The organism is Planococcus ruber (assembly GCF_022819085.1).
Taxonomy (GTDB): domain Bacteria; phylum Bacillota; class Bacilli; order Bacillales_A; family Planococcaceae; genus Planococcus; species Planococcus ruber.
In genome coordinates, this window is record NZ_JALHAG010000011.1 from 53,129 (window position 1) to 79,606 (window position 26,478).

Sequence of the window (26,478 nt, forward strand, 5' to 3'; positions counted from 1 at the left end):
AAATCTTCTGATAATAATAATCAAACAGGGATTTGAATGAGTTCTATTTACGGGTTTTAAAAAGAATGCTATTGTTTTCAGAAGTTAATCGAATTTCGTTAAAGGAAGTGGAAAGTTGAAAACTATGTCTTATAAAGAGCAATGGTTCGGCAATATCCGCGCGGACATTCTTTCCGGCATTGTCGTGGCGCTCGCGTTAATTCCCGAAGCCATTGCCTTTTCTATTATTGCAGGAGTGGATCCGATGGTCGGCCTCTATGCTTCGTTCTCCATAGCTGTCATCATTTCTTTTGTCGGCGGGCGCCCCGCGATGATTTCGGCCGCTACGGGCGCGATGGCCCTTGCGATGGTGACGCTCGTCCGGGACCACGGCCTTGACTATCTGCTCGCTGCGACCATTCTAACCGGGGTGCTGCAAGTGATCTTCGGATTTTTGAAAATTGCCCGTTTCATGAAGTTCATCCCGCGTGCTGTGATGATCGGTTTCGTCAATTCGCTCGCTATCTTGATTTTCATGGCGCAAGTGCCGTTCATTTTCGGCATCAATCTGATTACGTATGTTTTTGTCGGTGTCACTTTGGCCATTGTTTACATCCTGCCGCGTTTCTTTACCGCGATTCCGGCACCGCTTATCGCCATATTCGTATTGTCCGCCATCGTCATGTATACCGGCATCGATATGCAGAATGTCGGCAGTTTAGGGACGATCAACCAATCCCTGCCCACTTTCTTCATCCCGGATGTTCCGTTTAATTTTGAAACTTTGCAGATCATTTTTCCCACTGCGCTTGCCTTATCCATCATTGGTTTGCTCGAATCCTTATTGACGGCATCCATTTTGGATGATGCAACAGAAACGGATTCCGATAAGAATCAGGAAGCCCGTGGGCAAGGCATCGCCAACTTCGTCACCGGCTTTTTCGGCGGAATGGCGGGCTGTGCAATGATCGGCCAGTCGGGCATCAACGTCCAATCTGGCGGACGCGGACGCCTTTCCACCTTTACTGCAGGCGTCGTCCTGATTTTCCTGATCATCGTCCTCGGCAATTGGGTCGTCCAGATTCCGATGCCCGTCCTTGCCGGCATCATGGTGATGGTGTGCATCGGCACTTTTAATTGGGGTTCGTTCAAGTACATGGCGACCGCTCCGAAATCAGATGCAGTTGTCATGCTGCTGACCGTCGTGGTGGTCGTCTATACACACGATTTATCCAAAGGCGTACTCGCCGGCGTTCTGCTGAGCGCGATTTTATTTGCGGCTAAAATTTCAAAAGTCGAAGTCCGGAATAAAGGATTGAATGCCGAAGCATCGAATGTTTATACAGTACACGGCCAATTATTCTTTGCTTCTTCGCAAGATTTCGTTTCAGCCTTCGATGCCATCGAACCTGCCGACCGCATCATCATCGACTTCTCGGATGCGACCGTTTGGGATGATTCCGGCGTCGGCGCCATTGACCGCGTCATGGGCCGGCTTCAACCGAAAGTGGGTTCGATTGAAATTACAGGCTTAAACCCATCCAGCGAAAAATTGGTCAACACCTTGGCCGCCTATGCAGATTCAGGAAAAAAAGCAGGCCAGCATTAAAGGGGGATTCTTAGATGTATAAGAAAATTCTCGTAGCCGCTGATGGCTCGGACCATTCAAAACGCGCCGTGCAAGAAGCGGTGAAAATGGCAAAAGCCAACCCAGGAGCAAATGTGACGCTTCTTTACGTCATCGACTATGAAAAAGCACGCAATGAAATCCTTCAAAGCCAAGGGCCGGATGGGCTTCATCTCGAGCGGCGCAAGCACCTCCAGCCGCTTGAAGAGATTTGCCGTTCTGCCGGTGTCCACTTTGAAACCAAAATTCTGCATGGAGCCCCCGGGCCGACCATTGTAAAGCATGCCAATGAAACCGGCTACGATGCCGTTTTCATCGGTAGCCGAGGCTTAAACGCCTTGCAGGAAATGGTGCTTGGCAGCGTCAGCCACAAAGTAGCGAAACGCGTACAGGCACCTGTAATCATTGTGAAATAAAAAAAGGTCTTTCCGGTTTTCGGAAAGACCTTTTTCTTATAAAACTAAATATCCTAAACTGAACAACAGGATCCCACTGATCAACGTTGCACTTAAATACGCTGCCGCTTTTAGCCATTCCCCGTCTTCTATATCTTTCACGGCGTCAAGCGCCATCGTTGAAAACGTAGTAAAAGCGCCCAGAAAACCCGTAAGCCAAAAAGCGGATGGGCTGCTGTTTCCAAGCAGCCAGCCCATCGAAAAAGATCCGAGGCTGTTGACTGCCCATGTCGCCCATTTCGGATGTTTGGATCGGCTTTCTGCAATAAGGTAAAAAACGTACCGGGCAACCGCTCCGAAGAAACCGCCCGCTGCAATGGAAATCATTTTGCCATCGCCTGCCTTCCGATTGCCAGTCCGCCAGCTGCCATCAAGACCGAAGCTGCTGTCATCGCAAGAGCAAAACCTATTGCAGCCATATACTGCGCTTCCAACAAGCTAAACCACTGGGCTGAAAAAGCCGAAAATGTGGTAAAAGAGCCAACGAATCCGGTTGAAATGAACAGCCGAAATTCGGCAGATTTTTTATGGAAGCGGGCAGCTGCATAGCCAATGACGAAACTTCCGAATAAGTTGACTGCCCAGAGTCCCGCCGTTGATGAGATGGCTTCGAAAATCCCGGCTCGTGCCAGTGCCCCAAGCATCCCGCCAACGCCTACTGCTAAAAATCTTTTCACTTGAACCGCCTCGCATCATTTTTCTCCAGTATAGCTTAATCGGCGGTTAAAATTAACTCTGTCCCTGCTGCTTTCTTTTCAATTTCCGTTCTATGGTAGTCTCCTTCTGCCCAATCGTCCACTTGATTGTGGTAGAAGTCGGATTTCATATGCCCGCTGAGCCCTGGTCCAACAATATGATAAGCCCCCGTCAAATCGCTCAAATCGGCCACAAATCGCCAAGAAGCTCCGTGGTTCACTTTGCCGTCTTCTTTAAAGGCAGCTGCCTGAACCGTAATATTAGATCCGCCAATGGCCACAGGAGCTGGATTTAATAACTGGGCAAAAATCGGAGAAGCACTGGCAAGCGGATGCGGGAAAGTCAATTGATGGTACTCGCCCCACTCCCAGTCTTCAAACTTATCTCCAAATTGTTCTTCGATTTCATCCACACTTTCCGCTAAAGCATCCGTCAGCCATTTTTCCACGCCGCCATATTCGGACACCCATGCGCCTTCATTGCCAGCGAATGCTTGTCTCATCATTTCATCGGTGATGTGGTTTTTCCCTGCGAACATTTCATAAACGTCTTCCGGGAATTCCCCTTTTAAGATGGTGTCCGGCAATTGCTTCATCCATTTATGGAAAACGAGGGGTGCCGCTTGATCTGCGCCATCCACTTGATCCCATTCTTCCAGCATTTCAAGTAGCGGATCGTATTCCTTCGTTTCTTTCCGGACTGCTGCAATCATGCCGTCTAAAAATTCAGCTGCATATAAATTCTTTTGGTCCATCTGCAGTTCCATCATATCTTCCGGCGTCAAATCGTCCGATGCTTCCAACACTTCAGCGATCCGCTCATAGCGATACGGCTGCGCCCAAAAATCCGTGATGTGATAAGGGTAGGAATCGTCTATAACTTCATTATTTGCCGTTGCAATAAACCCGCTCTCCGGATTGACAGATCTCGGCAATTCATCAAAAGGCACATAGCCTTCCCAGCCATAGTCGGCAGAGTCTCCCGGAACCGGCAATTGCCCATCTCCCGTTTTCCGAAGCGGAATGCGTCCGTTAGCCTTATAAGCGATGGTCCCGTCCGTAGAAGCAAAGACAAAGTTTTGGGCCGGCGCCTGGAAATCTTCCAATGCGGTTTCAAACTCCTCCCAATTGGAAGCTTTATTAAAGCCGAGTACTGCCTGAAGCTCTAAAGTCGGCTCAAGAGCGGTCCATTGCATCGAAAATACAGCCCCCGGATCTTCTTCTTTATAAAGAATAGGCGAAATAATAGGTCCATGGCGCGTTACGGTTACTTCAAACGCTTCATCTTCCTCGCCTTTTACACTGATGGTTTCATCCCGCACTTCCGCTTGCTCCCATTTCCCTTCATACAGAAATTGCGTCGAATCTTCCGGATTCGGAGTTTCAATATAAAGGTCTTGAACATCCGGCCCAACATTTGTTACACCCCAGGCGATTTCTTCATTATGGCCGAGAATAATTCCCGGAATGCCGGCAAAGATCACGCCGCTGACGTTCTGCTCCGGCGACTGAAGATGCATCTGATACCAGATGGACGGCGTACTCAGACCTAAATGCGGATCATCCGCAAGCAGCGGCAGCCCACTTTCCGTTTTGTCTCCCGAGACGACCCAGTTATTGCTGCCATTGAATTCAGGCGGAATGACCGAGGCATCGAATTCTCCGGCCACTTTCACCGGCTGCTTTTTATTTGCAGCAAGAATGGAAGGCGCATTATCCGGATAAGCAATAAACAATTCTTTTGCTTTATCTTCCGGGAATGCATTTAGCGCCCAGTGGCGGACTGCCAGCGTATTCCAATTCCCCCCTAAATCATAGGCCATGTACTTTCCGATTGTCAGCGAATCGAGCGGCGTCCATTCTTCCGGTTCATAGCCGAGCAGAGCGAACTCATAGCTTAATGTGCCTTCCGCTTTCGCTTCTTCCATGTATGCATTGACGCCTTCTGCGAACCATTCCAATACTTGCTTCGCTTCGTCGCCGTAGCCCTCCCAGGATTTTTCAGCGGCATCCCTCAAACTGAACGTCCGGAAACGTTTATCCGTATCCACCGCAGCGGCGCCTACCACTTCTGCCAGGCGTCCGCTTGCCTGCCGCCGCGACAAATCCATTTGGAACATGCGGTCCTGCGCTTGGACATACCCTTGCGCCCGGTATAAATCCGCGTCCGTTTCCGCTTCAATATGCGGTACGCCAATCTCGTCGCGGATGACCGTCACATCTTCATCCAATATTTTTACGGCCATCTTCCCTTCAATCACCGCTTCCGACTTCCCTATGTAAACGTTTACAAAAATCAATGCTGCAACGATGATTAAAGCAAGCACCCCGACTGTTCCCAAGACCCACTTCAGCCATCTTCTCTTTTTCCCCATCTGACTTCCCCCTTTTCTGTACCTTTGTCTATTCGACAGCCGAAATGAAAATCCTCCAATGAAATGGCGCCAGTGAAAAATTTCCAAACAAAAAAGGAGCTGCCCCAAAATCACTCGGGACAACTCCTTTGCAAAACAAAAGGCATCTAGCGCCTTTTCGTCGTTAGGCCATATCTTCGCCGACAATTTTCACTTCCAGCTCCAAGTCAATTCCGAATTTTTCACGGACCGCTGACTTGACCATTTCAATCGTCTTGATGTAATCGTTCGCTGTAGCATTGTTTTTATTGACAATAAATCCGGCATGCTTCGTCGAAACTTCCGCGCCGCCAAATCCTTTGCCCTGCAACCCGCTTTCCTGGATCAGCTTACCGGCAAAGTTTCCAGGCGGCCGCTTGAAAACACTTCCTGCTGATGGAAATTCCAGCGGCTGCTTTGTTTCGCGCTGCATCGTCAAATCGCTCATTTTCGCATCAATGACGAGCTGATTGCCGAATTCCAATTCGAACTCTGCCGATAAGACATAATAGCCTTTTTTCGTAATGATGCTCTTGCGGTAACCCAGTTCCAAATCTTCCTTTGAAAGCTCAAGCTTGTTGCCTTCTTTCGTCAGTACCGTAGCTTTGCGGATCACATCTTTGATTTCTCCGCCGTAAGCTCCGGCATTCATCGCCATCGCACCGCCGATTGATCCTGGAATGCCGCAAGCAAATTCCAAGCCCGTCAACCGGTTAGAAGCTGCCGCTTTCGAGACTTCCTTAATATTAGCGCCGCCTTGTGCGTAAACCGTTGTCCCTTCGATGCGGATCGTGTGCAAACTCTTCAAGTTCAAGACAATGCCCCGTACGCCGCCGTCACGGACGACCATATTCGACCCGTTGCCGAGAAGCAATAACGGAATATTGTTTTCATATGCATATTTCACGGTATAAGCCGTTTCATCTTCAGTCGTTGGTGCAACAAAAATATCAGCTGGCCCACCCATTCTTGTTAAGGTATGCAGGTGTAGCGGTTCGTCCATTTTTACGTGATCATCCGCCAAAAAACGGCGAAGATCGTGAAGCCATGTTTCTTTCGTCATTCCACGCAAATCCCTTCTAAACTTTAACTTCTATAAGTATCCGATTTTATTGGGAATTTGACAAGTGAAACCCCGATGATAAGGTCTAAAGTACGATAAATAAAAAAAATTACAGATAATTCTAAAGAAAAAGTCATTCTTGCTATAAAAAATATCTCGAATTCGAGAATTTTTATTTAAAAACAATTGACATCAAGATACCAGTCGGATATAGTTACATTTAGTTAGTACATTCTAGGAGGAATTATACAATGAAAAAATGGACAATCGACCCAGCACACTCAGAAATCGGCTTTTCAGTCAAACACATGATGATCTCTAAAGTGAAAGGTTCATTCGAATCTTTCGACGCTGTCGTAGAAGCGAACGAAGAAGACTTGAGCGGCGCATTGATCGATTTCAAAATCGATGTTGCAAGCATCAACACAAACAACGAAGACCGCGACAACCACTTGCGTTCTGCTGATTTCTTCGACGTAGAAAACTACCCGGAAATCAAATTCAGTGCAAACGATATCACCAAAAAAGGCAGCGAATACGAATTGACAGGCGATCTGACAATCAAAGGCGTAACGCGCCCTGTAACTTTCGAAGTTGAGTACGGCGGAAAAGGCACAAACCCTTGGGGCCAAGAAGTTGTCGCTTTCAGCGCTGAAGGCAAAGTAAACCGCAGAGATTTCGGCCTTACTTGGAACCAAGCACTTGAAACAGGCGGCGTATTAGTCGGTGAAGATATCAAGATTTCATTGGAACTTGAAGCGAACCCGGCATAAAGATAGAAAAAAGCAGTGCGGAACCCACCGCACTGCTTTTTTTAATCTCCAAGTTTTTTCAGCGGCTTTACTGCCGGCCCTTCCAGCACTTCCCCGGTGTACGAGAATCGCGAACCGTGGCATGGGCAATCCCACGAACGTTCGGCGTCATTCCAGCCGACTTCACAGCCCATATGCGTACACGTCGTATTGACCAGATGCACTTGGCCGTATTGATCGCGGTAGCCGCCTGCTTTTTTGTTGCCGACTTTCACCAAGCCGCCTTCATCGTTCTGCAAGTTTTCCACCGTTTTAGACGGCATCTTCAATTTGCCTTTCACCAATTCTTTAGCAACAGATGCGTTGTCTTTGATGAAGCTTGCCGCATCCACCGCTTTCATTTTCGTGCGCGTCGGATTGAAAAGCGCGGCATATGGATTGGATTTCCCTAGAACTTGGTCCGTCAGCATAAGCCCTGCAAGCGCTCCGTTCGACATGCCCCATTTATGGAAACCGGTCGCCACCAGAATATTGTCATACCCGGCAGTAATCGTCCCGATATACGGCACTTGATCCAGCGTTGTGATGTCTTGGGCAGACCAGCGGTACGGAATTTCCTCGATGCCGAAATGCTCTTCGCCGAATTTCTCCAAGTTTTCGTAATGCTTCATGGTCGGCGGTTTGCTTTTGCCGCTGCCATGGCCGTCTCCGCCGATCAATAATAATTTTTCGCCGTTTTCATCTGTTGCGTACCGCAGCGAACGGGAAGGCATATCACAGCTTACATACATATCATTTGGAACTTCTCCTTTGACTTTGGCCGCGACCACATAAGAACGGGTAACGGAAAGGCGCGAAAAATACATGCCGTCAAAATCATTAAACGGATAATGCGTAGCCACAATGACTTTGTTGCAGGACAAGTGCGACATGTTTTCTGTTTGGATCACGGGATCGTTTTTGCTCAATATTTTTACTGCCCGGGTCTGTTCGTAAATCTTGCCGCCGAGGCGTTCGATTTCTTCGACAAGCTTCGCCAAGAATTTTACCGGGTGGAATTGCGCTTGGTTGCGCATGACGATCGCTTCTTTCACATCGAAAGGAAGCTCTACTTCGTCTTTCGCTAAACCGCCGTCAATTCCAAGCTGCAGGTAGGCTTCCGCCTCTTTTTCAACCAATTTGGCGCCAATTGCGGTATTGGCATAGACAAAAGCATTTTGATGAGAAAAGTCGCAGTCGATATCCAAATCAGCGGCCGTTTTTTCGATAAAGTCCAGGCCGTCCATATTCGCTTGGTAATACAATTTCGCTTGTTCTTCTCCAATCAGCTTGATTAACGGGAAATAAAACAATCCATGCTGGGCCGTGATTTTGGCAGTCGTGTAGCCTGTGACTCCGTCGATTAATTTCCCGGCATCAATCAACGTCACTTTTTTTCCAGCTTTCGCTAATAGATAAGCGCTGATGATTCCTACAATTCCTCCGCCAACGATGCCGATATCTGTGGATTCATTTGCTTGAAGCGCAGGAAAACTCGGAACCTCTTTGTATTGTCTCCAATATGATTTTGGCATTTCCGGAACGCGGCTTTGCTTTTCTTCTTGTGTCATGCCCATCCTCCTATAACCGTAATTTTGCTTATTAGTTGTCTACCCCCTCCCCCGCTATCTTAATCCGTACAAAAAAACCGGAAGCGATATTCGCTTCCGGGTTCTCTGCCGCTCCATTATTCGTTTTCACAAGAATCGCCAGTGCAATAGCTGGTTTTGCTTTTGCCCATCGGTTTTAAAGCCGGGCGTATGCCTTCTTCGTCCGCGATTTGACGGATCGAATCCACAAATGCTTCCAGCGGCTGAGCGCCTGAAATGGCATATTTGCGGTTAACCACAAAGAATGGCACACCTTGAATACCGATTTGGCGGGCTTCCATAATGTCCGCCTCTACTTCTGCAAGAAAACGGTCAGAGGCAAGAACTTCTTTCGCTTCTATCCGGTCCAAGCCGACCTCTTCAATAATAGCCAATAAAACTTCTGCATCGCCAATATTTTTGGCTTCGATAAAGTAATGGTGCAGCAAACTTTCCGTAAGCTCAGGAGCTTTGCCTTTCTCTTCCGCCCATTTCACTAGACGGTGGGCGGCCATGGTATTGGCTTCGACCATGCCGTCAAAATTATATTCAAGGCCCACAGTACGCGCGTGCTGCGCTACGCCTTTCGTCATTTCCTTCGCTTGCTCTACTGTCTGCCCCATTTTCTTCGCTAACGATTCGTAAGTTGAAATCGTGGAATCGACGGGTGTATCGGGGTTTAACTGATATGCTTTAAATGAAATTTCAGCCTGCGGCTCAAACCCAGTTCGTTTCAATGCTTGTTCAAGTGTTCGTTTGCCTATGTAGCAAAACGGGCATACGTAATCTGACCAAATTTCGATTTTCATTATATCCACCTCTTTAAATAACTATAACAACGAAAAACAAGACCCTCAATTTTTTTGCTTAGGACAACCGAAAAGCGACGGCACCCGCTTAGCTCCGAAAGGCATAAGACGGTTCAGCGGAGCGGCGCTCTTTGCCGCATAGCTGAGCTGGCTTATGACCCGAGGAGCTGGGTCGCCGGAGTCTGGACAACCGAAAAGCGACGGCACCCGCTTAGCTCCGAAAGGCGACTACACCTGCCAGAAAACCGCAATAAAAAAACTGACCCCATAAAGGGATCAGCTTAATGCTTCAGTGATGACTGGAACAATTTGTTTTTTGCGGGAAACGACACCTGGCAACAGCACTCGGTTATCGACCACACTTGCTTTAAATGCACCTTCAATGATTCCTGCTTTTTTGCCAAGAACGATGGCTACTGAATCGTTGTTTAAAATATCGGTTACCACAAAAGTAAACAGGTCCAATTCTTTTTTCGCAATGACTTGTTCCATCAATACTTCCAATTCAGCTTGGCGGCCAATGACTTCATTGACATCAATCGCATTGACTTGAGCCACTTCAAAACGGTGGTCGCCGGCTTCAAATTCCTTTGAGTCCAAAGACATCAAGTCTTCCAATGTTTTATTGCTCAAATCCGCCCCTGCTTTTAACATCGCTAGACCATATTCAGCCGCATCGACTCCGGCAATTTCAGCCAGCTCTTTTGCAGCTGCCACATCTTGAGGCGTGCACGTCGGCGATTTGAACAAAAGAGAATCCGAAAGGATGGCTGACAACATAAGGCCTGCCATATCCGCCGGGACCTCCACTTCGTTTTCCTTGAACAATTTCAGCAGAATGGTTGCTGTACAGCCGACAGGTTCCGCACGGAAATAAAGCGGATCCGTTGTTTCGAAATTGGCAATCCGGTGGTGGTCGATCACTTCGATCACTTGAACATCGCTAATATCTTCAGCGCTCTGTTGGCGCTCGTTGTGGTCGACAAGAATAACTTGCGATACTTCTTCTGAAACACGTTTGACAAGACGCGGTTCAGCTGCTGAGAATTTCTCCAATGCAAATAAAGTTTCGTTATTCAGATCACCCAACCGAATCGGCTCAGCGTCCATTCCGAGTTGGTTTTTTAAGTATGCATATGAAATAGCCGAACAAATGGAATCCGTATCTGGATTTTGATGGCCTAATACAAAAACGTTTGACATGATTTTGCCCCCTGATTAATGTTAGTTTCCGTGCTTATTTTACCACAAGTAGAAGTGGAGCCAAAATACATTTGGCCTTTGATAATTTATTGTATATTTTCCATTGGAAATTTCAACGGATTTTTTTAAAAAGAAATAAAAATTTCTAAATTATCAAATTTATTAATACAATTAGGCTAATTTATTACTACTATTATACATTTTCTTACCTTTTTATAGGTATTTTAAAATTCATTTCATAAAATTTAAAAAATTATATACATTCCAATAGGACAAATGATATAATTCTCATAACTTATAGCAATAAAAATAGAAAGGGGAAATTTTTTGTGACTATATTACTGGAAAAAAAATACATTCCTTTGTCCGACTATTTTTCATCTGCTTCCAATCCCGTGATCACGTTGACATTTACAGAAATCGAACAAATTATGGGGCAGCAATTGCCCAATGCAGCCTATTTGAATAGAAGCTGGTGGAAAAAGACAAAACCGCCGGCCAAACATTTCCATGCCTGGATGGATGCGGGCTACTATGTCAGCCAAGTGGAAACCAACCGCTTTGTCCGATTTGAAAAAATCGATGCTTCAGGCGATCGCCATTCAAAACACCATAACCGAAATGAAGACATTCTATTGATTCGTTCTGCCGGACATGGGGACGCCCGTTCGCTGATCACCTTACAGAAAATCGTAGAAGCAGAATCCGAATATATGCTGTACGGAAAAGATGAGCGCCACCAGTCTACCCAAAGTGTCCGCAAACAAATCATCGACTGGAAGCAGCAGGGCCATTCGACCATCCTGATTGCCATCTTAAACGGTGAACCTGTCGGCTATTTGATGATTATGGGCAATGAAGCAAAACGCGCAGCCCACCGTGCATCTCTTGAATTAGGCATTCAAAAACACGCACATAAAAAAGGAATTGCCACTTCCCTGCTCAAGAAAGCCGAAGAATGGGCAGCAACCAAAGGGGTGACGCGCCTCGAGACCACTGTCGTCGAACGAAATACTCCTGGCCGCAAACTTTACGATAAAGCCGGCTATGTAAAAGAAGGCACGCGCAAAAATTCCTTGATCATTAACGATCAAGCTTTGAACGAAGTGTATTTAGCTAAATTCCTAGATTAAAAGAGGCTCGCATCCGCGAGCCTCTTTCTATTTAATGCAATATTGTCAGCCAGAGATACAGGCCGGTCAAGGTGATGAGTAAAGTCGGGAGCGTCAAGATGATTCCAATTTTGAAATAATAGCCCCAACTGATTTCCACGCCTTTCACTTTAAGGACATGAAGCCATAAAAGCGTTGCGAGAGAGCCGATCGGCGTGATTTTAGGCCCAAGATCCGAACCGATGACGTTCGCGTAAATTAACGCTTCCCTTACTGCCCCCGTCGTGTTCGTTTCAGAAATCGCCAATGCATCGATCATGACGGTTGGCATATTGTTCATGACAGATGAAAGAAGTGCTGCGATAAAGCCCATGCCAATCGTCGCTGCATACAGACCGTGCCCCGCTGTCCATTCAATCACTGTCGCCAGTACCGACGTAAGTCCCGCATTCCGCAAACCGTAGACCACTACATACATTCCTACAGAGAAAAAGACAATCGCCCATGGTGCACCTTTTAATACCGCTTTTGTATGTACGGCTTCACTTCTTCGTGCAATAGCCAAGAACAGGACAGCGACGGCGCCAGCTATAAGCGATACGGGAATTTCAAGCGGCCCGCTGATGAAATAGCCGACAAGCAAGATAGCCAAAACCACCCAAGCGAGACGGAACATTTTCAAATCTTTTATTGCCGAAGCGGGTGTTTTCAATGCGCTGGCATCGAATTGCTTCGGAATGGATTTCCGGAAGTAAAGATATAGCACAAGCATACTCGCACCAATGCTAAAGAAGTTCGGGACGACCATTCGAATGGCGTATTCCGTAAAACTGATGCCGAAAAAGTCGGCAGAGACGATATTGACCAAGTTGCTGACGACAAACGGCAGCGATGCCGTATCGGCAATGAAGCCTGAAGCCATGATGAACGGCAGGATCATTGCGTCTTTGAATTTCAATGCCCGGACCATCGCAAGGACAATCGGCGTGATGATCAGCGCAGCCCCGTCATTCGCAAATAACGCCGAAACCACAGCTCCAAGAATAATGACGAGGAAAAACATGCGCAATCCGCTTCCTTTTGCGAATCTGGCTGTATGCAATGCTGCCCATTCAAAGAAGCCAACCTCGTCCAAAATCAAGGAAATGATAATAAGCGCAACGAATGTCAAAGTGGCATTCCAGACGATGCCGGTTACATCCCAGACATCGCCTAGGTCAACCACTCCCACAAGCAAAGCTACTGCAGCACCGGCCATCGCAGACCAGCCGATTGATAAATTCCGCGGCTGGGCAATAACAAAAAATAAGGTGACTATAAAAATAAATACGGCTAACCAAACATCCACGTTCTTTACAACTCCCTACTCACAAACAACTTTTTTTCCTCCAGCTTTTAACGTTTCAATCGTCCGCTCCGGTTCAGGAAGCAAACTTAATAGATGAATCAAGATCGGATACTGTGCATGCCGGATATTCAACGACCAAATTGTCCAACGCCCTCGCTTTTCTTCCAGCACCAACTCTGCTTGCTTTAACTTTTTCATGTGTTGGCTGATTGCAGGCTGCGTCATATTCATCAGTTCTGTAAATTCACAAATGCATAATGAATCCTTCATCAAATACTTTAAGATCCGCATCCGGTTGCTGTCTCCGATTGCTTTCAAATAAGATTCCATTTGAAAATAATCCAATTCCCTTCACCTTCTTTGCTATAATTCATTTATTATATAAGTGTTTGCTTATTAATACAATAGGTAATTGAGAAAACCTAAACTAGAAAACAACGCATTTTTTACATAGAAAAGCCCCGTCAGCAAATGCTGACAGGGCCTTTTATACATTTTACGCTAATTGTTCAAGCAAACGAAGCGATTCCCGGTTGAATGCCGGAATATCGTCCGGCTGGCGGCTTGTCACCAATTGATCTTGGCAGACAGCCACTTCTTCGTCTACTAATTTCGCACCTGCATATTCCATGTCCACTTGGATGGATTTATAGCCAGTTGCTTTACGCCCTTCAAGCGCTTTAGCCGTAATCAATAACTGAGGGCCATGGCAAATGGCGAAAACCGGTTTTTTCGCATCCATGAATGCTTTCGTAAACGCAACAAAACGGTCGTCCGCACGCAATTGGTCCGGAGAGAATCCGCCTGGCAAGAATAGCGCATCGTAGTCTTCGGGATTTACATCATCAATCCCTTTGTCGATTGTAACGACAGCCTCGCCTTGTTTGCCTGTCACTTCTTTGCCTGCTTCCTCTTCGATCGTAAAGACCTCATGACCTGCATCATTGAATGCTTTTTGCGGATCTGTATATTCCACATCTTCGAACATATCGGTAATTAAAGTTGCAATTTTAGCCACCATCTTCCACTCCTTCTGTTTTAAGTGTTCTCCCTTATTATTCCACGTGAGTGCCACTTTAAACATGAAGTTCAACGAAATTTTGAAACAAATGGATTGTCCTGTTCAAAGAACCGGTACGGATAACTGACCGCTTCGAGTGAATTCCCGATGCCGACGCGCGGCCCTGCTGCAATCGCATGGACCGGTTCGCCTTCCGCAATATACAAAGGGCGCTCTGTAAAATGATGGCCATAATAATCCATCGTAATGCCCATCGCTTTTGTCAATTTCCCTGGACCGCTTGTCCATTGTTTGATCGGCAGATGGCGCCCTCTAAGCTCTGCCATCAAATCGATGCCTTCAACCGGCTCGACCGCGCGTATTAAAATCGCACGCGGTGTATCCACGGGTCCGCTGACTACATTAATGAGCGTATGGGTGTGCATCTGGTACGTATAAACGAGGCCGGCTCGACCGAACATCACCTCGGTCCGTTTCGTCCGGCGGTTGCCGAAACTATGGGCGGCCCGGTCTTCTGCTCCCATATAAGCTTCCGTTTCAACAATCCTCCCGGCTACAATGCCTTCTGGCAGTTCATGGACAAGAATCTGCCCGAGCAAACTGCGCGATAATTCAAGAGTCGGCGCTTCATAGAAGTCCGCTGTTAAAGGTGTAAACATTCGTGCATCCCTCCTATCCGCAATTATACCGAATGAGGGGCGGTTACCGCTTGAATAAGGGGTTCAATTTCTTCGATTGTTTGATTTCGGAAAGCCTCTACAATGGCACTTCCTACAATAAATCCATCCACATCTTCCCGCAGCATATCGACGTGCTGGACTTTGGAGATTCCGAAACCGGCATAAACCGGCACCGGACTCTTTTCCCGCACTTTTCTTGTAAATGTCCGGACGTCCTCCGAAATCTGGTCGCGCGCTCCGGTAATCCCCGTTACCGTAACCGCATAGACAAATCCTTCCGCTTCCTGAAGAATGGCTTCCAAACGCTTTTCTGTAGTAGTCAAGGTCACCAACTGGATCAACGCCACATCTTCTTTCTTTAAAAACGCTTGAGCCAATTGGCGGTGCTCATAAGGCAAATCCGGAATAATGACACCGGAGACCCGCGCTTTCTTGCATTCTTTCGCAAAACGCTCTACCCCATAACTAATGACGGGATTTAAATAAGTCATGATCAGCAATGGCACTTCCACCTCAAACGTCCAACTCGCCATTTCTTTCAGCACTTTTTCCAAAGTGACCCCGGCTTTTAGCGCGCGGTTGCCAGCTGCTTCAATCGTCGGCCCGTCTGCCACTGGATCTGAAAATGGAATCCCGATTTCGATGGCAGTCACGCCCGCCTTCTGCAGATAAAGAACTTGTTCGCTTAATTTTTCAAGACCGCCGTCTCCCGCCATAATATATGCTACAAACGCTTTTGCATCTTGTTCCTTCAGCAATTTCAACCGGTTCATGACAAGCCCTCCAATCGCTCTGCATAGGTGGCCATATCTTTATCGCCGCGGCCTGATACACAGATCACCAAAATTTCATCCTTGCCCATCGTTTTGGCTGTTTTTTCTGCCTGTGCAATAGCATGTGCAGATTCGAGCGCCGGAATAATCCCTTCGAGGCGCGAGAAAGAAACGACAGCTTCAAGCGCTTCCTGATCGGTAATGGATTCGTACTTCACTCGTCCGATATCCGCTAAATACGCATGTTCCGGACCGATTCCCGGGTAATCCAACCCCGCTGAAATGGAATGGGCTTCCAACACTTGGCCGGCATCGGTCTGCAGCAATTTCATAAAGGCGCCGTGCAGGACACCTTCCGTACCTTTCGTCATTGTTGCCGCGTGCTTTTCCGTATCGAGCCCTTCACCGGATGCTTCTACGCCGATCAAACGGACGGATTCGTCTTTCAAGAACGGATAGAACATGCCAATCGCATTGCTCCCTCCTCCGACACAAGCGAGAACCGTATCCGGCAACCGGCCTTCATGCTGAACGATTTGGCGCTTCGTTTCTTCACCGATTACGCTCTGGAAATCCCGCACCATCGTCGGGAACGGATGCGGCCCTAATGCTGAGCCGATTAAATAATGTGTATCCTCTACATTTGTGACCCAGTAGCGCAGCGCTTCATTGACGGCATCTTTTAATGTCGAGCTGCCTTTTGTCACACTTTCCACTTTCGCTCCCAATAGTTTCATGCGGAATACATTCAGCTGCTGGCGTTTAATGTCTTCCTCTCCCATGAAAATGACGCATTCCAAATCAAATAGCGCACAAATGGTGGCAGTCGCCACACCGTGCTGGCCGGCTCCCGTTTCCGCTACGATTTTCCGTTTCCCCATCCGCATCGCAAGCAATGCCTGCCCAATCGCATTATTGATTTTATGGGCGCCTGTATGATTTAAATCTTCCCGTTTCAAATAAACTTTCGGTCCGCCCCACGCTTCTGTTAACCGCTTCGCAAACGTCAAAGGCTGTTCACGGCCGACATATTCGCTTAAATAATGGTGATATTCTTCTTTAAAGGCAGGATCGCCTTTCGCTTCCATATAAGCATCCTCTAATTCTTTTACTGCTTTCATCAAGGTCTCGGGCACGAATTGCCCGCCGTATTTTCCGAAAAATCCTGTTTTGTCTGCTGTCTGCTGCATCGAATCACCCTTTGCCTGTTGAATGAATTGCTGGATTTTCACTTCATCTTTTCGTCCGTCCGTTTCGACGCCGCTTGATACATCGACCATATAAGGCCCGGTTTGATGGACAGCCGCTTTTACGTTTTCCGCATTCAAGCCGCCAGCCAAAATTAGGCGGGACGCTTCAATTTCTGCCTCTTCGAGCAGCGTCCAATCAAAAACGTGTCCGCTCCCTCCCCGGTAATCCGTTCCGGGCGCATCAACCAATACAAAATCCGCAACAGAATTCTCAAGCCGCGCCACATCTTCTTTCCCGCGAATGGAGAATGCCTGAATGACAGGAACTTTAATCTCCTGCACTAGTTCATCCGGTTCATCACCATGAAGCTGCACCATTGTCAGCGGCACCTTTTCAACCGTTTCTTCAATTTCTTCTATAGAAGCATTGACAAAGACGCCGATTTTTTCTGCACTGACCGGCGCATGCTTCGCCAGTTCCGCTGCCCGTTCGATCGATACGCGCCTTTTGCTCGGCGCAAAAACAAACCCAATCGCATCGGCCTCTTTCGCCGCTTCCACATGCCGCTCTTCCATCAGTCCGCAAATTTTCACTTTCGTCATTTGATCGCCTCCACTGCCGTGGCTTCTTCGATCCATTGCCCTGGATCCTCTGCTCTCATCAGCGTCTCGCCGACCAAAATCCCAGAAGCGCCGCAGCCGTAAACAAACGCGGCGTCTTCTTTTGTCCGAAGCCCGCTTTCGCTGATTAATACACGCTCGCCGTCGAAAGGAAATCTCGCTGCCAATTCAGCCGTGCGTTCAAGCGATACGTCAAATGTTTTCAAGTCCCGGTTATTGATGCCGATTAATCGGGCGTCCACTGCCAAAGCGCTCGTTAATTCTTCTTCGTCATGGACTTCCACTAAAACTTCCAGCCCAATTGCCGTAGCATGGCGGTATAATCGCTGCAGCTCCTGATCTTCCAAAGCTGCCGCGATCAACAAAACAATCGTCGCTCCGGCTCCTTTTGCCCGGTCAATCTGAATTTCACTGATCATGAAATCTTTGCAGAGAACCGGAATTGATACGGCTTGCGCCACTTTTTGCAAGTCCTTGATCGACCCTTTAAAATATGTTTCATCCGTCAAAACTGAAATGGCCGCTGCACCGGCATGCTCGTATTTCTGTGCCTGAGCCACAATGTCCACTTCCATTTGAATGGCCCCTTTGGACGGAGATGCCCGTTTGATTTCCGCAATGACCCCATTCTTTTTCTTAAGATGGTCTAGCAGCTTTGATTTCCCGGGAAATACATGGGACATTTGCTCTTCTTTCTTGTAAGCCTGTATTTCCTGCCGTTTCGTTGCGATGATTTTATCGAGAATGTTCACACCAACACCCCCGCAGCCAGACGGTGAAGTTCAAATACTCGTGCCGTTTCCCCGTCAATAAGGGATTTTCGTGCTTGATGTACGCCTTCAGACAAGGTTTGTGCACGTCCGCTAATATAGAGTACCGCTCCTGCGTTTAATGCCACCGTATCTAAATAAGGGCTTTCTTTGCCACCTAAAACTTCTAAAAAGATTTCGGCATTGCGTTTTGGGTCGCCTCCGCGTATGGCACTGATCGGCGCTGGCTCCAGCCCGACATCATTTGGATGGACTGACATTTTCCGTAGCCCTTCTTCATCAAATATCATCATTTCGTTAATGCCCGCTAACGACAATTCGTCCAGCCCGCCTGCTCCGTGAACGACCGCTCCGCGCTTTCTGCCAAGCCGCATTAAAGCTTCCGCCATCGGCTCCATCATGTCCCGGCGGTAAACACCCGTCATTTGCACCGTGATCGGCAACGGATTCGCCAGCGGGCCGACCAGGTTGAAAATCGTCGGAGTCGCAATCGATTTTCTGACAGCCCGCAAATTGCCGAGTGCCGGGTGGATAGCCGGCGCGAATAAAAACACAATCCCTGTTTGATCCAGCATTTCTGGAATTGAATTCACATCCACTCTAGTGGAGATGCCGAGTTCTTCCAACACATCGGAACTTCCGGTTTTGCTCGATACGCTCCGGTTGCCGTGCTTCGCAACCGCCATGCCGCAGCTTGCCAAGACAAATGCGGTCAACGTGCTGATATTAAAACTATAGGAGCGGTCGCCGCCCGTGCCGCACACGTCTACCAGTTCACCTTGGATGTCTGGCAACGCCACCGCTTTTTCACGCATAGCCTTCACCATTCCGACCAACTCATCTGCCGTTTCGCCTTTTTCATGAAGGCCGACCAAAAACTGTTTCACTTCAGGTTCCGGAATTGCTCCGTCCAATAAATCCAATGATTTTTCATACATGCTCTGCTCTGATAAATTCTCTGCTCTTCTCATACTCTCTCTCCTCAGCTCGTATTTTAAATGCAAAAATCCCCGCAACCGGAAGAAAATCCGGTTGCGGGGACGGGGGTTAACCGCGGTACCACCACGCATTAATGCAATTTTGCACTCACTTAAAACAGGCTCTTACGCCTTTCCCTTTAACGCAGGGCCTACGTCTCCCTTACTCGCTTCCGCTTTCAGGCCAGCTCTCCTAAGTCCATTCGCGCAAGTCACCCAATCAGCTTCCACCAGCCGCTGACTCTCTACATAGATGTGCTTGCCTACTCGTCTCAATCCTCGATTTGAACACTCTTCTATTCTCAACTCTTCTAAGCTCTTCTCTCAAATAGACTTGCCGCTCGTCCAACAAGTTGTCCCTCATATTAAATTCTTTTGTTTATTCTGTCAAGTCATTCATTTCACAGGGCAGAATTTGTGGAGGCAGAACGCTGCCGGAAGAAAGGATGCCCATGCCGTTCAAAACCTTTCAATACCGGCGCCAGGCAGCAATCAATTTCCAGCGATAGCCGGTACCATTCTTGCCAATTTTTTGTTTTGAAATAGGTAGCAACTTCAGCATGCTCGGCAGTTCCTTGTGCTTTGCCGCTCCAAGATTTCCACTCCGGCTTGCCCGCGAAATCACAGAAATGATGCCAAAACTTTTCTTCAAGCGCACCCAACGTGACGTAGCGGCCATCTTTTGTTTCATAAATGGCGTAATTCAGAATCGCCCCTGAAATTTCAGGAATGCCATTTTCCGAAACGCCTTTTTCAAAGTAGATATCATGATTGCCTTGAAATTCCGCCATCGCTTCCGCAAGGGCAATATCCAAATGAACCCCTTTGCCGGTGCGAATCCTGCCAAATAGCGCAGCAATGATTTTCTCCGATGCAAGCAGTCCGCCTGTATAATCGGCAAAGGTGTTTGTTGGGTGGATCGGCTTTCCTGAAGCATCCGCCATTTGATCCAGCGAGCCGGACAATGCCAAATAATTTAAATCATGGCTGCCAAGGTGTGCAAGCGGTCCATCCTGCCCGTAGCCGGAGAGCGAACAATAAACCAAGCCCGGATTGATTTGGCACAGCGTTTTATAATCCAGGCCAAGCTTCCGCATCACGCCCGGACGGAAAGTTTCAATCAACGCATCGGCCTCTTTGGCCAACTCAAGCATTTGCCGCCGCCCTTCTGCCGACTTCAAATCAAGATGTACAATGGTTTTCCCTTTATTGTTGGCCGTATGGACATGGCCTCCGCTCATATAGCGGGCCGGATCTCCTGTAGGCGGCTCCACTTTGATGACTTCCGCTCCCATTTCCGCCAATCTCATACCGGCATATGGTCCAGGGACATAATAAGTGACATCAAGAACCCGGATTCCTTGCAATGCCCCATCCATTTTAAAGGCCCATTCGTTTGGCAATAATGGTTTTCATGATTTCATTGGATCCAGCGTAAATAGCGGCTACAGGCGTATCACGGTAGCGCCTCGCAATTTCGTATTCTTCCATATAGCCGTATCCACCGTGCAACTGCATGCATTCAGCCGCCACTTTTTTTGCCCGGTCCGTCAGCCAGTATTTTGCCATCGATACTTTTGAAACGATGTCTTTGCCGGCCATATGATCTTCAATCAGCGATTCCAGGAACGAATGGCCGAGTTCAATTTCCGTAGCAATTTCCACCAATTTAAATTGGGTATTCTGGAAAGAGCCGACCGCTTTGCCGAAAGCTTTACGGGACTTTACGTAATCAAGCGTCATCTTCAGCATTTCTTCAGAAGCCGTTTGAGCAGCGATTGCCACAACAAGGCGTTCTTGCTGCAATTTTTCCATCAAATAAGTGAAGCCTTTGTTTTCTTCGCCGATCAGGTTCGCAGCAGGCACGATGCAGTCTTCAAAATACAGCTCCGACGTATCTTGGGCGTGCAATCCGACTTTTTCAAGTTTTCGCCCTTTCGTAAACCCAGGCATCCCTTCTTCCACCATCAGCAAGGAAATGCCGCGGTGCTTGGATTCCGCCTTCGGATCTGTTCTTACGACCACTACAACGTGCGTCGAATTGATGCCATTTGTAATAAAAGTTTTTTGGCCATTGACGATGTAATTGTCGCCGTCTTTCACCGCAGTCGTTGAGATATTCGCCAAATCAGATCCCGCACCGGGTTCGGTCATGGCGATGGCTGTGATGTATTCTCCTGTCACGCAGCCCGGCAGCCAGCGCTGCTTTTGTTCTTCCGTGCCATATGCTTCGATATACGGCACAGTAATATCATTATGAAGACCGACACCGGTCAAACTCGTACCTACCCGCTCCAATTCTTCGCCAATAATGACCGCATAGCGGAAATCGAGGCCTAAGCCTCCGTACTGCTCTTCGACTTGTGGACATAAAAAGCCCATTTCGCCCAGTCGGCTCCAAAACGATTTCGGAATGATATGGTCTTTCTCCCATTGACCGTATTGCGGAATCGCTTCTTTTTCAAGAAACTTGCGCAGCGACTTGCGGAACATTTCGTGTTCTTCTTCTTCAAACCGGTATTTTGCCATAGTAATTTCCCCCTTATCCCTTGCTTTTTATTTATTTCGGCTGCATGCGGATCGCACCATCGAGGCGGATGACTTCCCCATTCAGCATTGGATTCTCAGCAATGCTTTCCACTAATTGAGCAAATTCATCCGGACGCCCGAGCCTTGCCGGAAATGGTACGGAAGCGGATAGCGACTGGACAGCCGCTTCCGGCAGCCCATCGAACATCGGCGTCTGCATCAAACCTGGCGCGATCGCCATGACCCGGATTCCGTCACGCGCAAATTCTCTCGCAATCGGCAAAGTCATGGACACAATGCCTCCTTTGGAAGCGCTATAAGCCGCCTGGCCGATTTGCCCTTCGTAAGCCGCAACTGAAGCTGTGGAAACGATCAGCCCGCGCTCCCCCTCTGCATTCGGTTCATTTTTTTGCATTGCGGCTGCTGCCACGCGGATCACATTGAAAGACCCAATTAAATTGACGCTGATGACCTTTTCAAATTGCTCGAGCGGCATCGGTTCGCCTTTCGATACGACTTTGCCCGGCGTCCCAATGCCTGCGCAATTGACAACAGCAGTAACTGAACCGAACCGCTCAACCACTCGAGCTAAATTCGTTTCTACTTGCCCTGCATTGGTGACATCTGTTTCGAAATATACGACCCGTTCTTCTCCAAGTTCTTCGATCAATGCTTCCGCCCGCTGCCTATTGAGGTCGAAGATGGCCGCTTGTCCGCCCGCTTTCACGATGCGGCGCACCGTCGCTTCGCCTAGCCCTGAAGCACCGCCTGTGACGACTGCTCTAATTTCCGCTAACTTCATGCATTTCCCTCCATTCCTTTATAAACGCTCAATAATCGTCGCATTCGCCATTCCCATTCCTTCGCAAATAGCCAGCAGCCCATACTTGCCGCCTGTCCGCTCCAGCTCATGAAGCAAAGAAACCAGCAGTTTCGTGCCGGTCGCACCAAGCGGATGCCCCAGCGCAATGGCACCGCCATTGACATTGAGCTTCTCCGGATCCGCACCTGTGTCCGCCAGCCATGCAAGCGGCACTGGCGCAAATGCTTCATTGACTTCGTAGCGATCCATATCATCAATGCTCAGCCCTGCTTTCTCCAGCACTTTTTTCGTCGCCACAATCGGACCGGTCAACATGAGCGTCGGGTCAGATCCGACAACTGCCCGCGCGATAATGCGCGCTTTCGGTTTTAGCCCAAGTTCATCCGCCTTTTCGCGCGACATCAGAAGGACCGCCGAAGCGCCGTCGCTCATCTGGCTCGCATTGCCAGCCGTAATCACGCCATTTTCATCAAAAACGGTCTTTAACCCACCCAGTACTTCCATCGTCGTCCCAGGGCGCGGCCCTTCGTCTACAGCCACCGACTGCTTTACGCCGCCTTCACTTTCAATTTCGATTGGAACGATTTCTTTTTCAAAATGGCCGTTGTCAATCGCGGTTTTCGCCCGTTGATGGCTCTGGACAGAATAAGCATCCAGCTGCTCGCGGCTCAATCCCCATTTTGCAGCAATCCGCTCCGCCGATAAGCCTTGATTGATGATTTCGTACTGTTCAGTCAGTTTTGTGCTGGGTTTGGCTCCTTGCATATTTGAGAACATCGGCACCCGTGTCATGCTTTCTACACCACCGGCAATGACAATATCCATATCTCCCGCTAAAATGGCTTGGGCCCCAAAATGCACGGCTTGCTGGCTCGACCCGCATTGGCGGTCAATCGTAACCCCCGGCACGTAATCGGGAAATCCCGCAATCAAAGCAGCAGTGCGGGCAACATTTCCCCCTTGTTCCGCCACTTGCGAAACACAGCCTAAAATAATATCTTCCACTTGCCCTTTACTTATTCCGGCTCTCTCCACCAGTTCATCAAGCACTAAAGCAGCCAGTTCGTCCGGTCGCGTTTCTGAAAACATTCCTTTTCTTCGCCCTACCGCCGAACGGACTCCTTCAACAATCACAACTTCTCTCACTGTTTTCACCTCGTCCTAGTATTTTCTTCTATTGAAATGAAATCGTTTTCATTTGATTGAATTGAATGACTATTCACTCATTATAATCATTGTACAAGAAGGATTTACGAAATACCATAAAAAAAGAACCGCGGATTCTCCTGCGGTTCAAGCCTATTATTCTTCAATCAATCCTTTTTCAATTAAGAATTCGCGCGCAACGTCGCTTGCCACTTCCTGGTCAATGTCCACTTTCGCATTCATCGCCAGCATTTCCTCTTCCGTAATCTGACCGGCAAGCCCGTTCAGCACTTCTTCCAACTCCGGATATTCTTCCAGTGCCTCTAAGCGGACAACAGGTGCCGCGTCGTATTTCGGAAAGAAGGAGAGATCGTCTTCAGTCGTCTCTAAATCGAACAATCCGATCCGGCTATCCGTTGTAAAGGCCGGAATGACATCGACATCCCCGTTTTTCACCGCCTCATACATAATCGCCGGGTCAAAACTTTCAGTAGCCGAAAATTCGAATGGATAGGTGGCGATCATGTCATCATAGCCATCGCCCTGGCGTTCGTAGAATGGATGCGGAGCGCCAAAAGTCATGTCTTCCGTTTTCGAAATTTCAGCAAGGTCCGAGTAGGTTGCTGCATCATAGCCGCTGTCTTTTGAAAAAGCTAACGTATAGCCATTTTCAAAGCCCAGCGGTTCAAGCCATGTGGCATCCAACGTTTCTTCATAGCCCTCACGCACACGCTCGAGCACTTCTTCTGAAGACTGGCCCGAAACGGCTTCTTCTTTCAGTACATCCTTTAATCCCGTGCCCGTATATTCCACATACAAATCAATATCGCCTTTTTCAAGAGCCGGCGTTAGAATCGACACTTCGCCAAGTCCATCTTCATACTCCACCTTGTATTCAGAATTCGCTTCAATATACTGCCCGAGAATATGCGGAAGAATATACTGCTCTGTCCAAGGCTTCCCGCCAATAACGATCGGTTCGCTTTCAGATGATCCTGAACCGCAGCCCGACAGCACAGCAGAAGTGAGCAAGGCCATTCCTAATATAGATTTCTTCATCAATGATTCCCCCTAAAGTTTAAGGCCTTTCGGCGTAGTTCTTTTTTCAATCCATTTCAATATCAAATCAAAGCCGATGGCCAAAAGCGCAACCGGCAAAGCTCCAGCCAGAACTAATGAATTATTGTAGGATTGCAGCCCGCGATAAATAATATCCCCAAGTCCGCCTGCTCCGACAAAAGTGGCCAGCGTCGCAATTCCCACCGTCAATACAGTCGCAGTCCGAATGCCCGCCATAATAAAAGGCAGCGCGAGCGGCAATTCGATTTGCCGAAGAATTTGTGTACGCGTCATTCCCATGCCGCGGCCTGCTTCAATGACAGAACCGTCGACTCCTGTAATCCCCGTATAGGTATTCCGCAAAATCGGCAGCAAGGCATAGATAATGAGTGCAATCAAAGCTGTCGGCGAGCCGATGCCAAGCAAAGGCACCAAAAACCCAAACAGCGCCAAACTGGGAATGGTTTGAAAAATAGCGGTCACCGCAATGATCGGTTCGGCAAAACGCCGATATCTCGCAATGAGGATTCCGGTAGGCAAGGCAATGGCGATGCCGATGGCCACGGCCACAAAAGACAGATAAATATGTTCCAGAAAAGCCGTTTGGATCATGTCTTGCCGGCTGACTAATGTATCGAAGAAATTCATCAAACCAATTCACCTTCTTCTTTTGCCAAAGCAGCTTTCAGCAATTCCCGTTCACCGGCATATACATGGCGGCTCTCCCCTAGACGAATGGCCAAATGGGTTTGGCCGCTCTGTTCCAGCACTTCGAAAGCTTCTTTTACCGTAAGCGAGCCGGATACTTCATGGGCACTGCCTGTCCCTTCCGTTTTAAACAAACCGATAAATTCACTTAAACTCTTATCTCCAAATGGCCGCTGCCGCTGGATTCGCTCGACGCCGATAAAGCTGCGGACAAAATCGTTTGCAGGATTGCCCAATATTTCAGCAGGCGATCCGATTTGCTCCACTTGCCCTTTACGCATCACCACAATGGTATCGGCTATTTTCAGTGCTTCGTCCATATCATGGGTAACAAAAACAATGGTTTTTTGGATGGTCTGCTGCAGATTCCGGAGTTCATCCTGCAGCTGCTCTCGGCTGATCGGATCAAGTGCCGAAAAAGGTTCATCCATTAAAATGATATTCGGATCTCCCGCAAGCGCCCGGACCACACCGACACGCTGCTGCTGGCCACCGCTCAATTCCAGCGGATAGCGCTCAAGATACGTGTCGGGATCCAGTCCCGTCAATTCCATCAATTCTTGGATCCTAGAAGCGGTTTTTTCTTTTGGCCAGCCTAAAAGCTTAGGGACCAGCGAGGCATTTTCTTTAATGGTCATGTGTGGAAACAAGCCAATGCGCTGAATGACATAGCCGATTTTCCGACGAAGCTCAACTTCTTCCAAATCGGTTATCGGCTTTTCATCAATGTATATTTCGCCCTGCGTCGGCTTTTCAAGTTTATTGACCATCTTCATCAGCGTCGTCTTTCCGCATCCACTCGGTCCGATAATAGCGGTCAACTGATGGGACGGAAAAGTTAAACTGACTTTTTTCAACGCTTCCGTTCCATCCGGAAACTGTTTTGTGACTCCTTCAAAACGTATCATTGCATCCGCTCCTTTCTCTCAAACACCACCTAATCCTTTACCCTTAAGCCAGGCGAATTATTCTCGCCTTCCCACTTTGCAAAAAATAAAAAAATCCTCCTTTTAATGATGGAGGATTCAGTAGATGCACCCGTCAGATTGCCCATGCAGAATCCTTGAAATTAGCTAGCCCCTTCAATTTGACCGCCGCCTGTCTGTTGGGTTTCTGC

26 protein-coding genes and 1 other annotated feature are annotated in these 26,478 nt (G+C 48.1%); of the genes, 4 read left to right on the forward strand and 22 right to left on the reverse strand.

Annotated features, from left to right (window positions below):
• Positions 1 to 124: 124 nt before the first annotated feature.
• Positions 125 to 1,588: a SulP family inorganic anion transporter gene (locus tag MTR82_RS12995; protein ID WP_246809652.1), complete on the forward strand. Its 1,464-nt coding sequence runs from the start codon at positions 125 to 127 to the stop codon at positions 1,586 to 1,588.
• Between the two features lie 14 nt (positions 1,589 to 1,602).
• The gene (locus MTR82_RS13000) at positions 1,603 to 2,022 is read left to right on the forward strand and encodes a universal stress protein (protein WP_246809407.1); all 420 of its coding nucleotides are present in this window, start codon (positions 1,603 to 1,605) and stop codon (positions 2,020 to 2,022) included.
• A gap of 36 nt (positions 2,023 to 2,058) precedes the next feature.
• Here MTR82_RS13000 and MTR82_RS13005 read toward each other — a convergent pair whose 3' ends face one another.
• From MTR82_RS13005 to murB, 4 genes are all read right to left on the reverse strand, one after another.
• Positions 2,059 to 2,388 carry a fluoride efflux transporter FluC gene (locus MTR82_RS13005; protein WP_246809408.1) on the reverse strand — a complete coding sequence of 110 codons (330 nt, stop codon included), beginning with the start codon at positions 2,386 to 2,388 and terminating at the stop codon, positions 2,059 to 2,061.
• Complete coding sequence (locus MTR82_RS13010) at positions 2,385 to 2,738, reverse strand: fluoride efflux transporter FluC (RefSeq protein ID WP_246809409.1); 354 nt, start codon at positions 2,736 to 2,738, stop codon at positions 2,385 to 2,387. Before MTR82_RS13010 ends, MTR82_RS13005 begins: the two co-directional genes overlap by 4 nt.
• Positions 2,739 to 2,773: 35 nt before the next feature.
• Complete coding sequence (locus MTR82_RS13015; protein WP_246809410.1) at positions 2,774 to 5,131, reverse strand: penicillin acylase family protein; 2,358 nt, start codon at positions 5,129 to 5,131, stop codon at positions 2,774 to 2,776.
• 163 nt (positions 5,132 to 5,294) lie between these two features.
• Positions 5,295 to 6,212, reverse strand: a complete 918-nt coding sequence (gene murB, locus MTR82_RS13020; protein ID WP_052653215.1) for a UDP-N-acetylmuramate dehydrogenase — start codon at positions 6,210 to 6,212, stop codon at positions 5,295 to 5,297.
• A 251-nt stretch (positions 6,213 to 6,463) separates the two neighbouring features.
• Between murB and MTR82_RS13025 the strand changes: the two genes are divergently transcribed.
• Positions 6,464 to 6,985, forward strand: coding sequence for a YceI family protein (locus MTR82_RS13025; protein ID WP_052653217.1), 522 nt, complete (start codon positions 6,464 to 6,466; stop codon positions 6,983 to 6,985).
• 41 nt (positions 6,986 to 7,026) lie between these two features.
• Here the strand turns inward: MTR82_RS13025 and MTR82_RS13030 are convergent, their stop codons facing one another.
• From MTR82_RS13030 to MTR82_RS13040, 3 genes are all read right to left on the reverse strand, one after another.
• The gene (locus MTR82_RS13030; protein WP_052653219.1) at positions 7,027 to 8,574 is read right to left on the reverse strand and encodes an FAD-dependent oxidoreductase; all 1,548 of its coding nucleotides are present in this window, start codon (positions 8,572 to 8,574) and stop codon (positions 7,027 to 7,029) included.
• 116 nt (positions 8,575 to 8,690) lie between these two features.
• A complete protein-coding gene (locus MTR82_RS13035) occupies positions 8,691 to 9,401 on the reverse strand; it encodes a DsbA family oxidoreductase (protein ID WP_052653221.1) in 711 nt (236 codons plus the stop codon).
• Positions 9,402 to 9,677: 276 nt separating this feature from the next.
• Positions 9,678 to 10,604, reverse strand: a complete 927-nt coding sequence (locus tag MTR82_RS13040) for a manganese-dependent inorganic pyrophosphatase (protein ID WP_246809411.1) — start codon at positions 10,602 to 10,604, stop codon at positions 9,678 to 9,680.
• A 329-nt stretch (positions 10,605 to 10,933) separates the two neighbouring features.
• Between MTR82_RS13040 and MTR82_RS13045 the strand changes: the two genes are divergently transcribed.
• The gene (locus MTR82_RS13045; RefSeq protein WP_246809412.1) at positions 10,934 to 11,737 is read left to right on the forward strand and encodes a GNAT family N-acetyltransferase; all 804 of its coding nucleotides are present in this window, start codon (positions 10,934 to 10,936) and stop codon (positions 11,735 to 11,737) included.
• A gap of 31 nt (positions 11,738 to 11,768) precedes the next feature.
• Here MTR82_RS13045 and MTR82_RS13050 read toward each other — a convergent pair whose 3' ends face one another.
• The 15 genes from MTR82_RS13050 to MTR82_RS13120 all read right to left on the reverse strand — a co-directional run bounded on the left by MTR82_RS13050 (position 11,769) and on the right by MTR82_RS13120 (position 26,269).
• A complete protein-coding gene (locus MTR82_RS13050) occupies positions 11,769 to 13,064 on the reverse strand; it encodes an arsenic transporter (RefSeq protein WP_246809413.1) in 1,296 nt (431 codons plus the stop codon).
• A 15-nt stretch (positions 13,065 to 13,079) separates the two neighbouring features.
• Positions 13,080 to 13,409 carry an ArsR/SmtB family transcription factor gene (locus MTR82_RS13055; RefSeq protein WP_246809414.1) on the reverse strand — a complete coding sequence of 110 codons (330 nt, stop codon included), beginning with the start codon at positions 13,407 to 13,409 and terminating at the stop codon, positions 13,080 to 13,082.
• 151 nt (positions 13,410 to 13,560) lie between these two features.
• Positions 13,561 to 14,085, reverse strand: a complete 525-nt coding sequence (locus tag MTR82_RS13060) for a type 1 glutamine amidotransferase domain-containing protein (protein WP_199876668.1) — start codon at positions 14,083 to 14,085, stop codon at positions 13,561 to 13,563.
• A 68-nt stretch (positions 14,086 to 14,153) separates the two neighbouring features.
• Positions 14,154 to 14,744 carry a DNA-3-methyladenine glycosylase gene (locus MTR82_RS13065; RefSeq protein ID WP_246809415.1) on the reverse strand — a complete coding sequence of 197 codons (591 nt, stop codon included), beginning with the start codon at positions 14,742 to 14,744 and terminating at the stop codon, positions 14,154 to 14,156.
• Positions 14,745 to 14,767: 23 nt separating this feature from the next.
• Positions 14,768 to 15,538, reverse strand: coding sequence for a tryptophan synthase subunit alpha (trpA, locus tag MTR82_RS13070; RefSeq protein WP_246809416.1), 771 nt, complete (start codon positions 15,536 to 15,538; stop codon positions 14,768 to 14,770).
• Positions 15,535 to 17,331: a tryptophan synthase subunit beta gene (trpB, locus tag MTR82_RS13075; RefSeq protein ID WP_246809417.1), complete on the reverse strand. Its 1,797-nt coding sequence runs from the start codon at positions 17,329 to 17,331 to the stop codon at positions 15,535 to 15,537. Before trpB ends, trpA begins: the two co-directional genes overlap by 4 nt.
• Positions 17,328 to 18,101: an indole-3-glycerol phosphate synthase TrpC gene (gene trpC, locus MTR82_RS13080; protein WP_052653239.1), complete on the reverse strand. Its 774-nt coding sequence runs from the start codon at positions 18,099 to 18,101 to the stop codon at positions 17,328 to 17,330. Before trpC ends, trpB begins: the two co-directional genes overlap by 4 nt.
• Entirely contained in the window at positions 18,098 to 19,090 is a 993-nt protein-coding gene (trpD, locus tag MTR82_RS13085; protein WP_052653241.1) for an anthranilate phosphoribosyltransferase, read from the reverse strand. Before trpD ends, trpC begins: the two co-directional genes overlap by 4 nt.
• A 62-nt stretch (positions 19,091 to 19,152) precedes the next feature.
• Positions 19,153 to 19,385 (reverse strand) — a binding site (T-box leader).
• Positions 19,386 to 19,497: 112 nt separating this feature from the next.
• Positions 19,498 to 20,475 carry a CaiB/BaiF CoA transferase family protein gene (locus tag MTR82_RS13090; protein ID WP_246809418.1) on the reverse strand — a complete coding sequence of 326 codons (978 nt, stop codon included), beginning with the start codon at positions 20,473 to 20,475 and terminating at the stop codon, positions 19,498 to 19,500.
• Between the two features lies 1 nt (position 20,476).
• Positions 20,477 to 21,625, reverse strand: coding sequence for an acyl-CoA dehydrogenase family protein (locus tag MTR82_RS13095; protein WP_052653245.1), 1,149 nt, complete (start codon positions 21,623 to 21,625; stop codon positions 20,477 to 20,479).
• Positions 21,626 to 21,656: 31 nt separating this feature from the next.
• A complete protein-coding gene (locus tag MTR82_RS13100; protein WP_246809419.1) occupies positions 21,657 to 22,427 on the reverse strand; it encodes a 3-hydroxyacyl-CoA dehydrogenase in 771 nt (256 codons plus the stop codon).
• 18 nt (positions 22,428 to 22,445) lie between these two features.
• Positions 22,446 to 23,594 carry a thiolase family protein gene (locus tag MTR82_RS13105; RefSeq protein ID WP_246809420.1) on the reverse strand — a complete coding sequence of 383 codons (1,149 nt, stop codon included), beginning with the start codon at positions 23,592 to 23,594 and terminating at the stop codon, positions 22,446 to 22,448.
• 156 nt (positions 23,595 to 23,750) lie between these two features.
• The gene (locus tag MTR82_RS13110) at positions 23,751 to 24,653 is read right to left on the reverse strand and encodes a glycine betaine ABC transporter substrate-binding protein (RefSeq protein WP_052653251.1); all 903 of its coding nucleotides are present in this window, start codon (positions 24,651 to 24,653) and stop codon (positions 23,751 to 23,753) included.
• A gap of 12 nt (positions 24,654 to 24,665) precedes the next feature.
• Entirely contained in the window at positions 24,666 to 25,301 is a 636-nt protein-coding gene (locus MTR82_RS13115) for an ABC transporter permease (protein WP_246809421.1), read from the reverse strand.
• A complete protein-coding gene (locus MTR82_RS13120) occupies positions 25,301 to 26,269 on the reverse strand; it encodes an ABC transporter ATP-binding protein (protein WP_246809422.1) in 969 nt (322 codons plus the stop codon). The genes MTR82_RS13115 and MTR82_RS13120 overlap by 1 nt, the downstream gene beginning before the upstream one ends.
• Between the last annotated feature and the right edge of the window lie 209 nt (positions 26,270 to 26,478).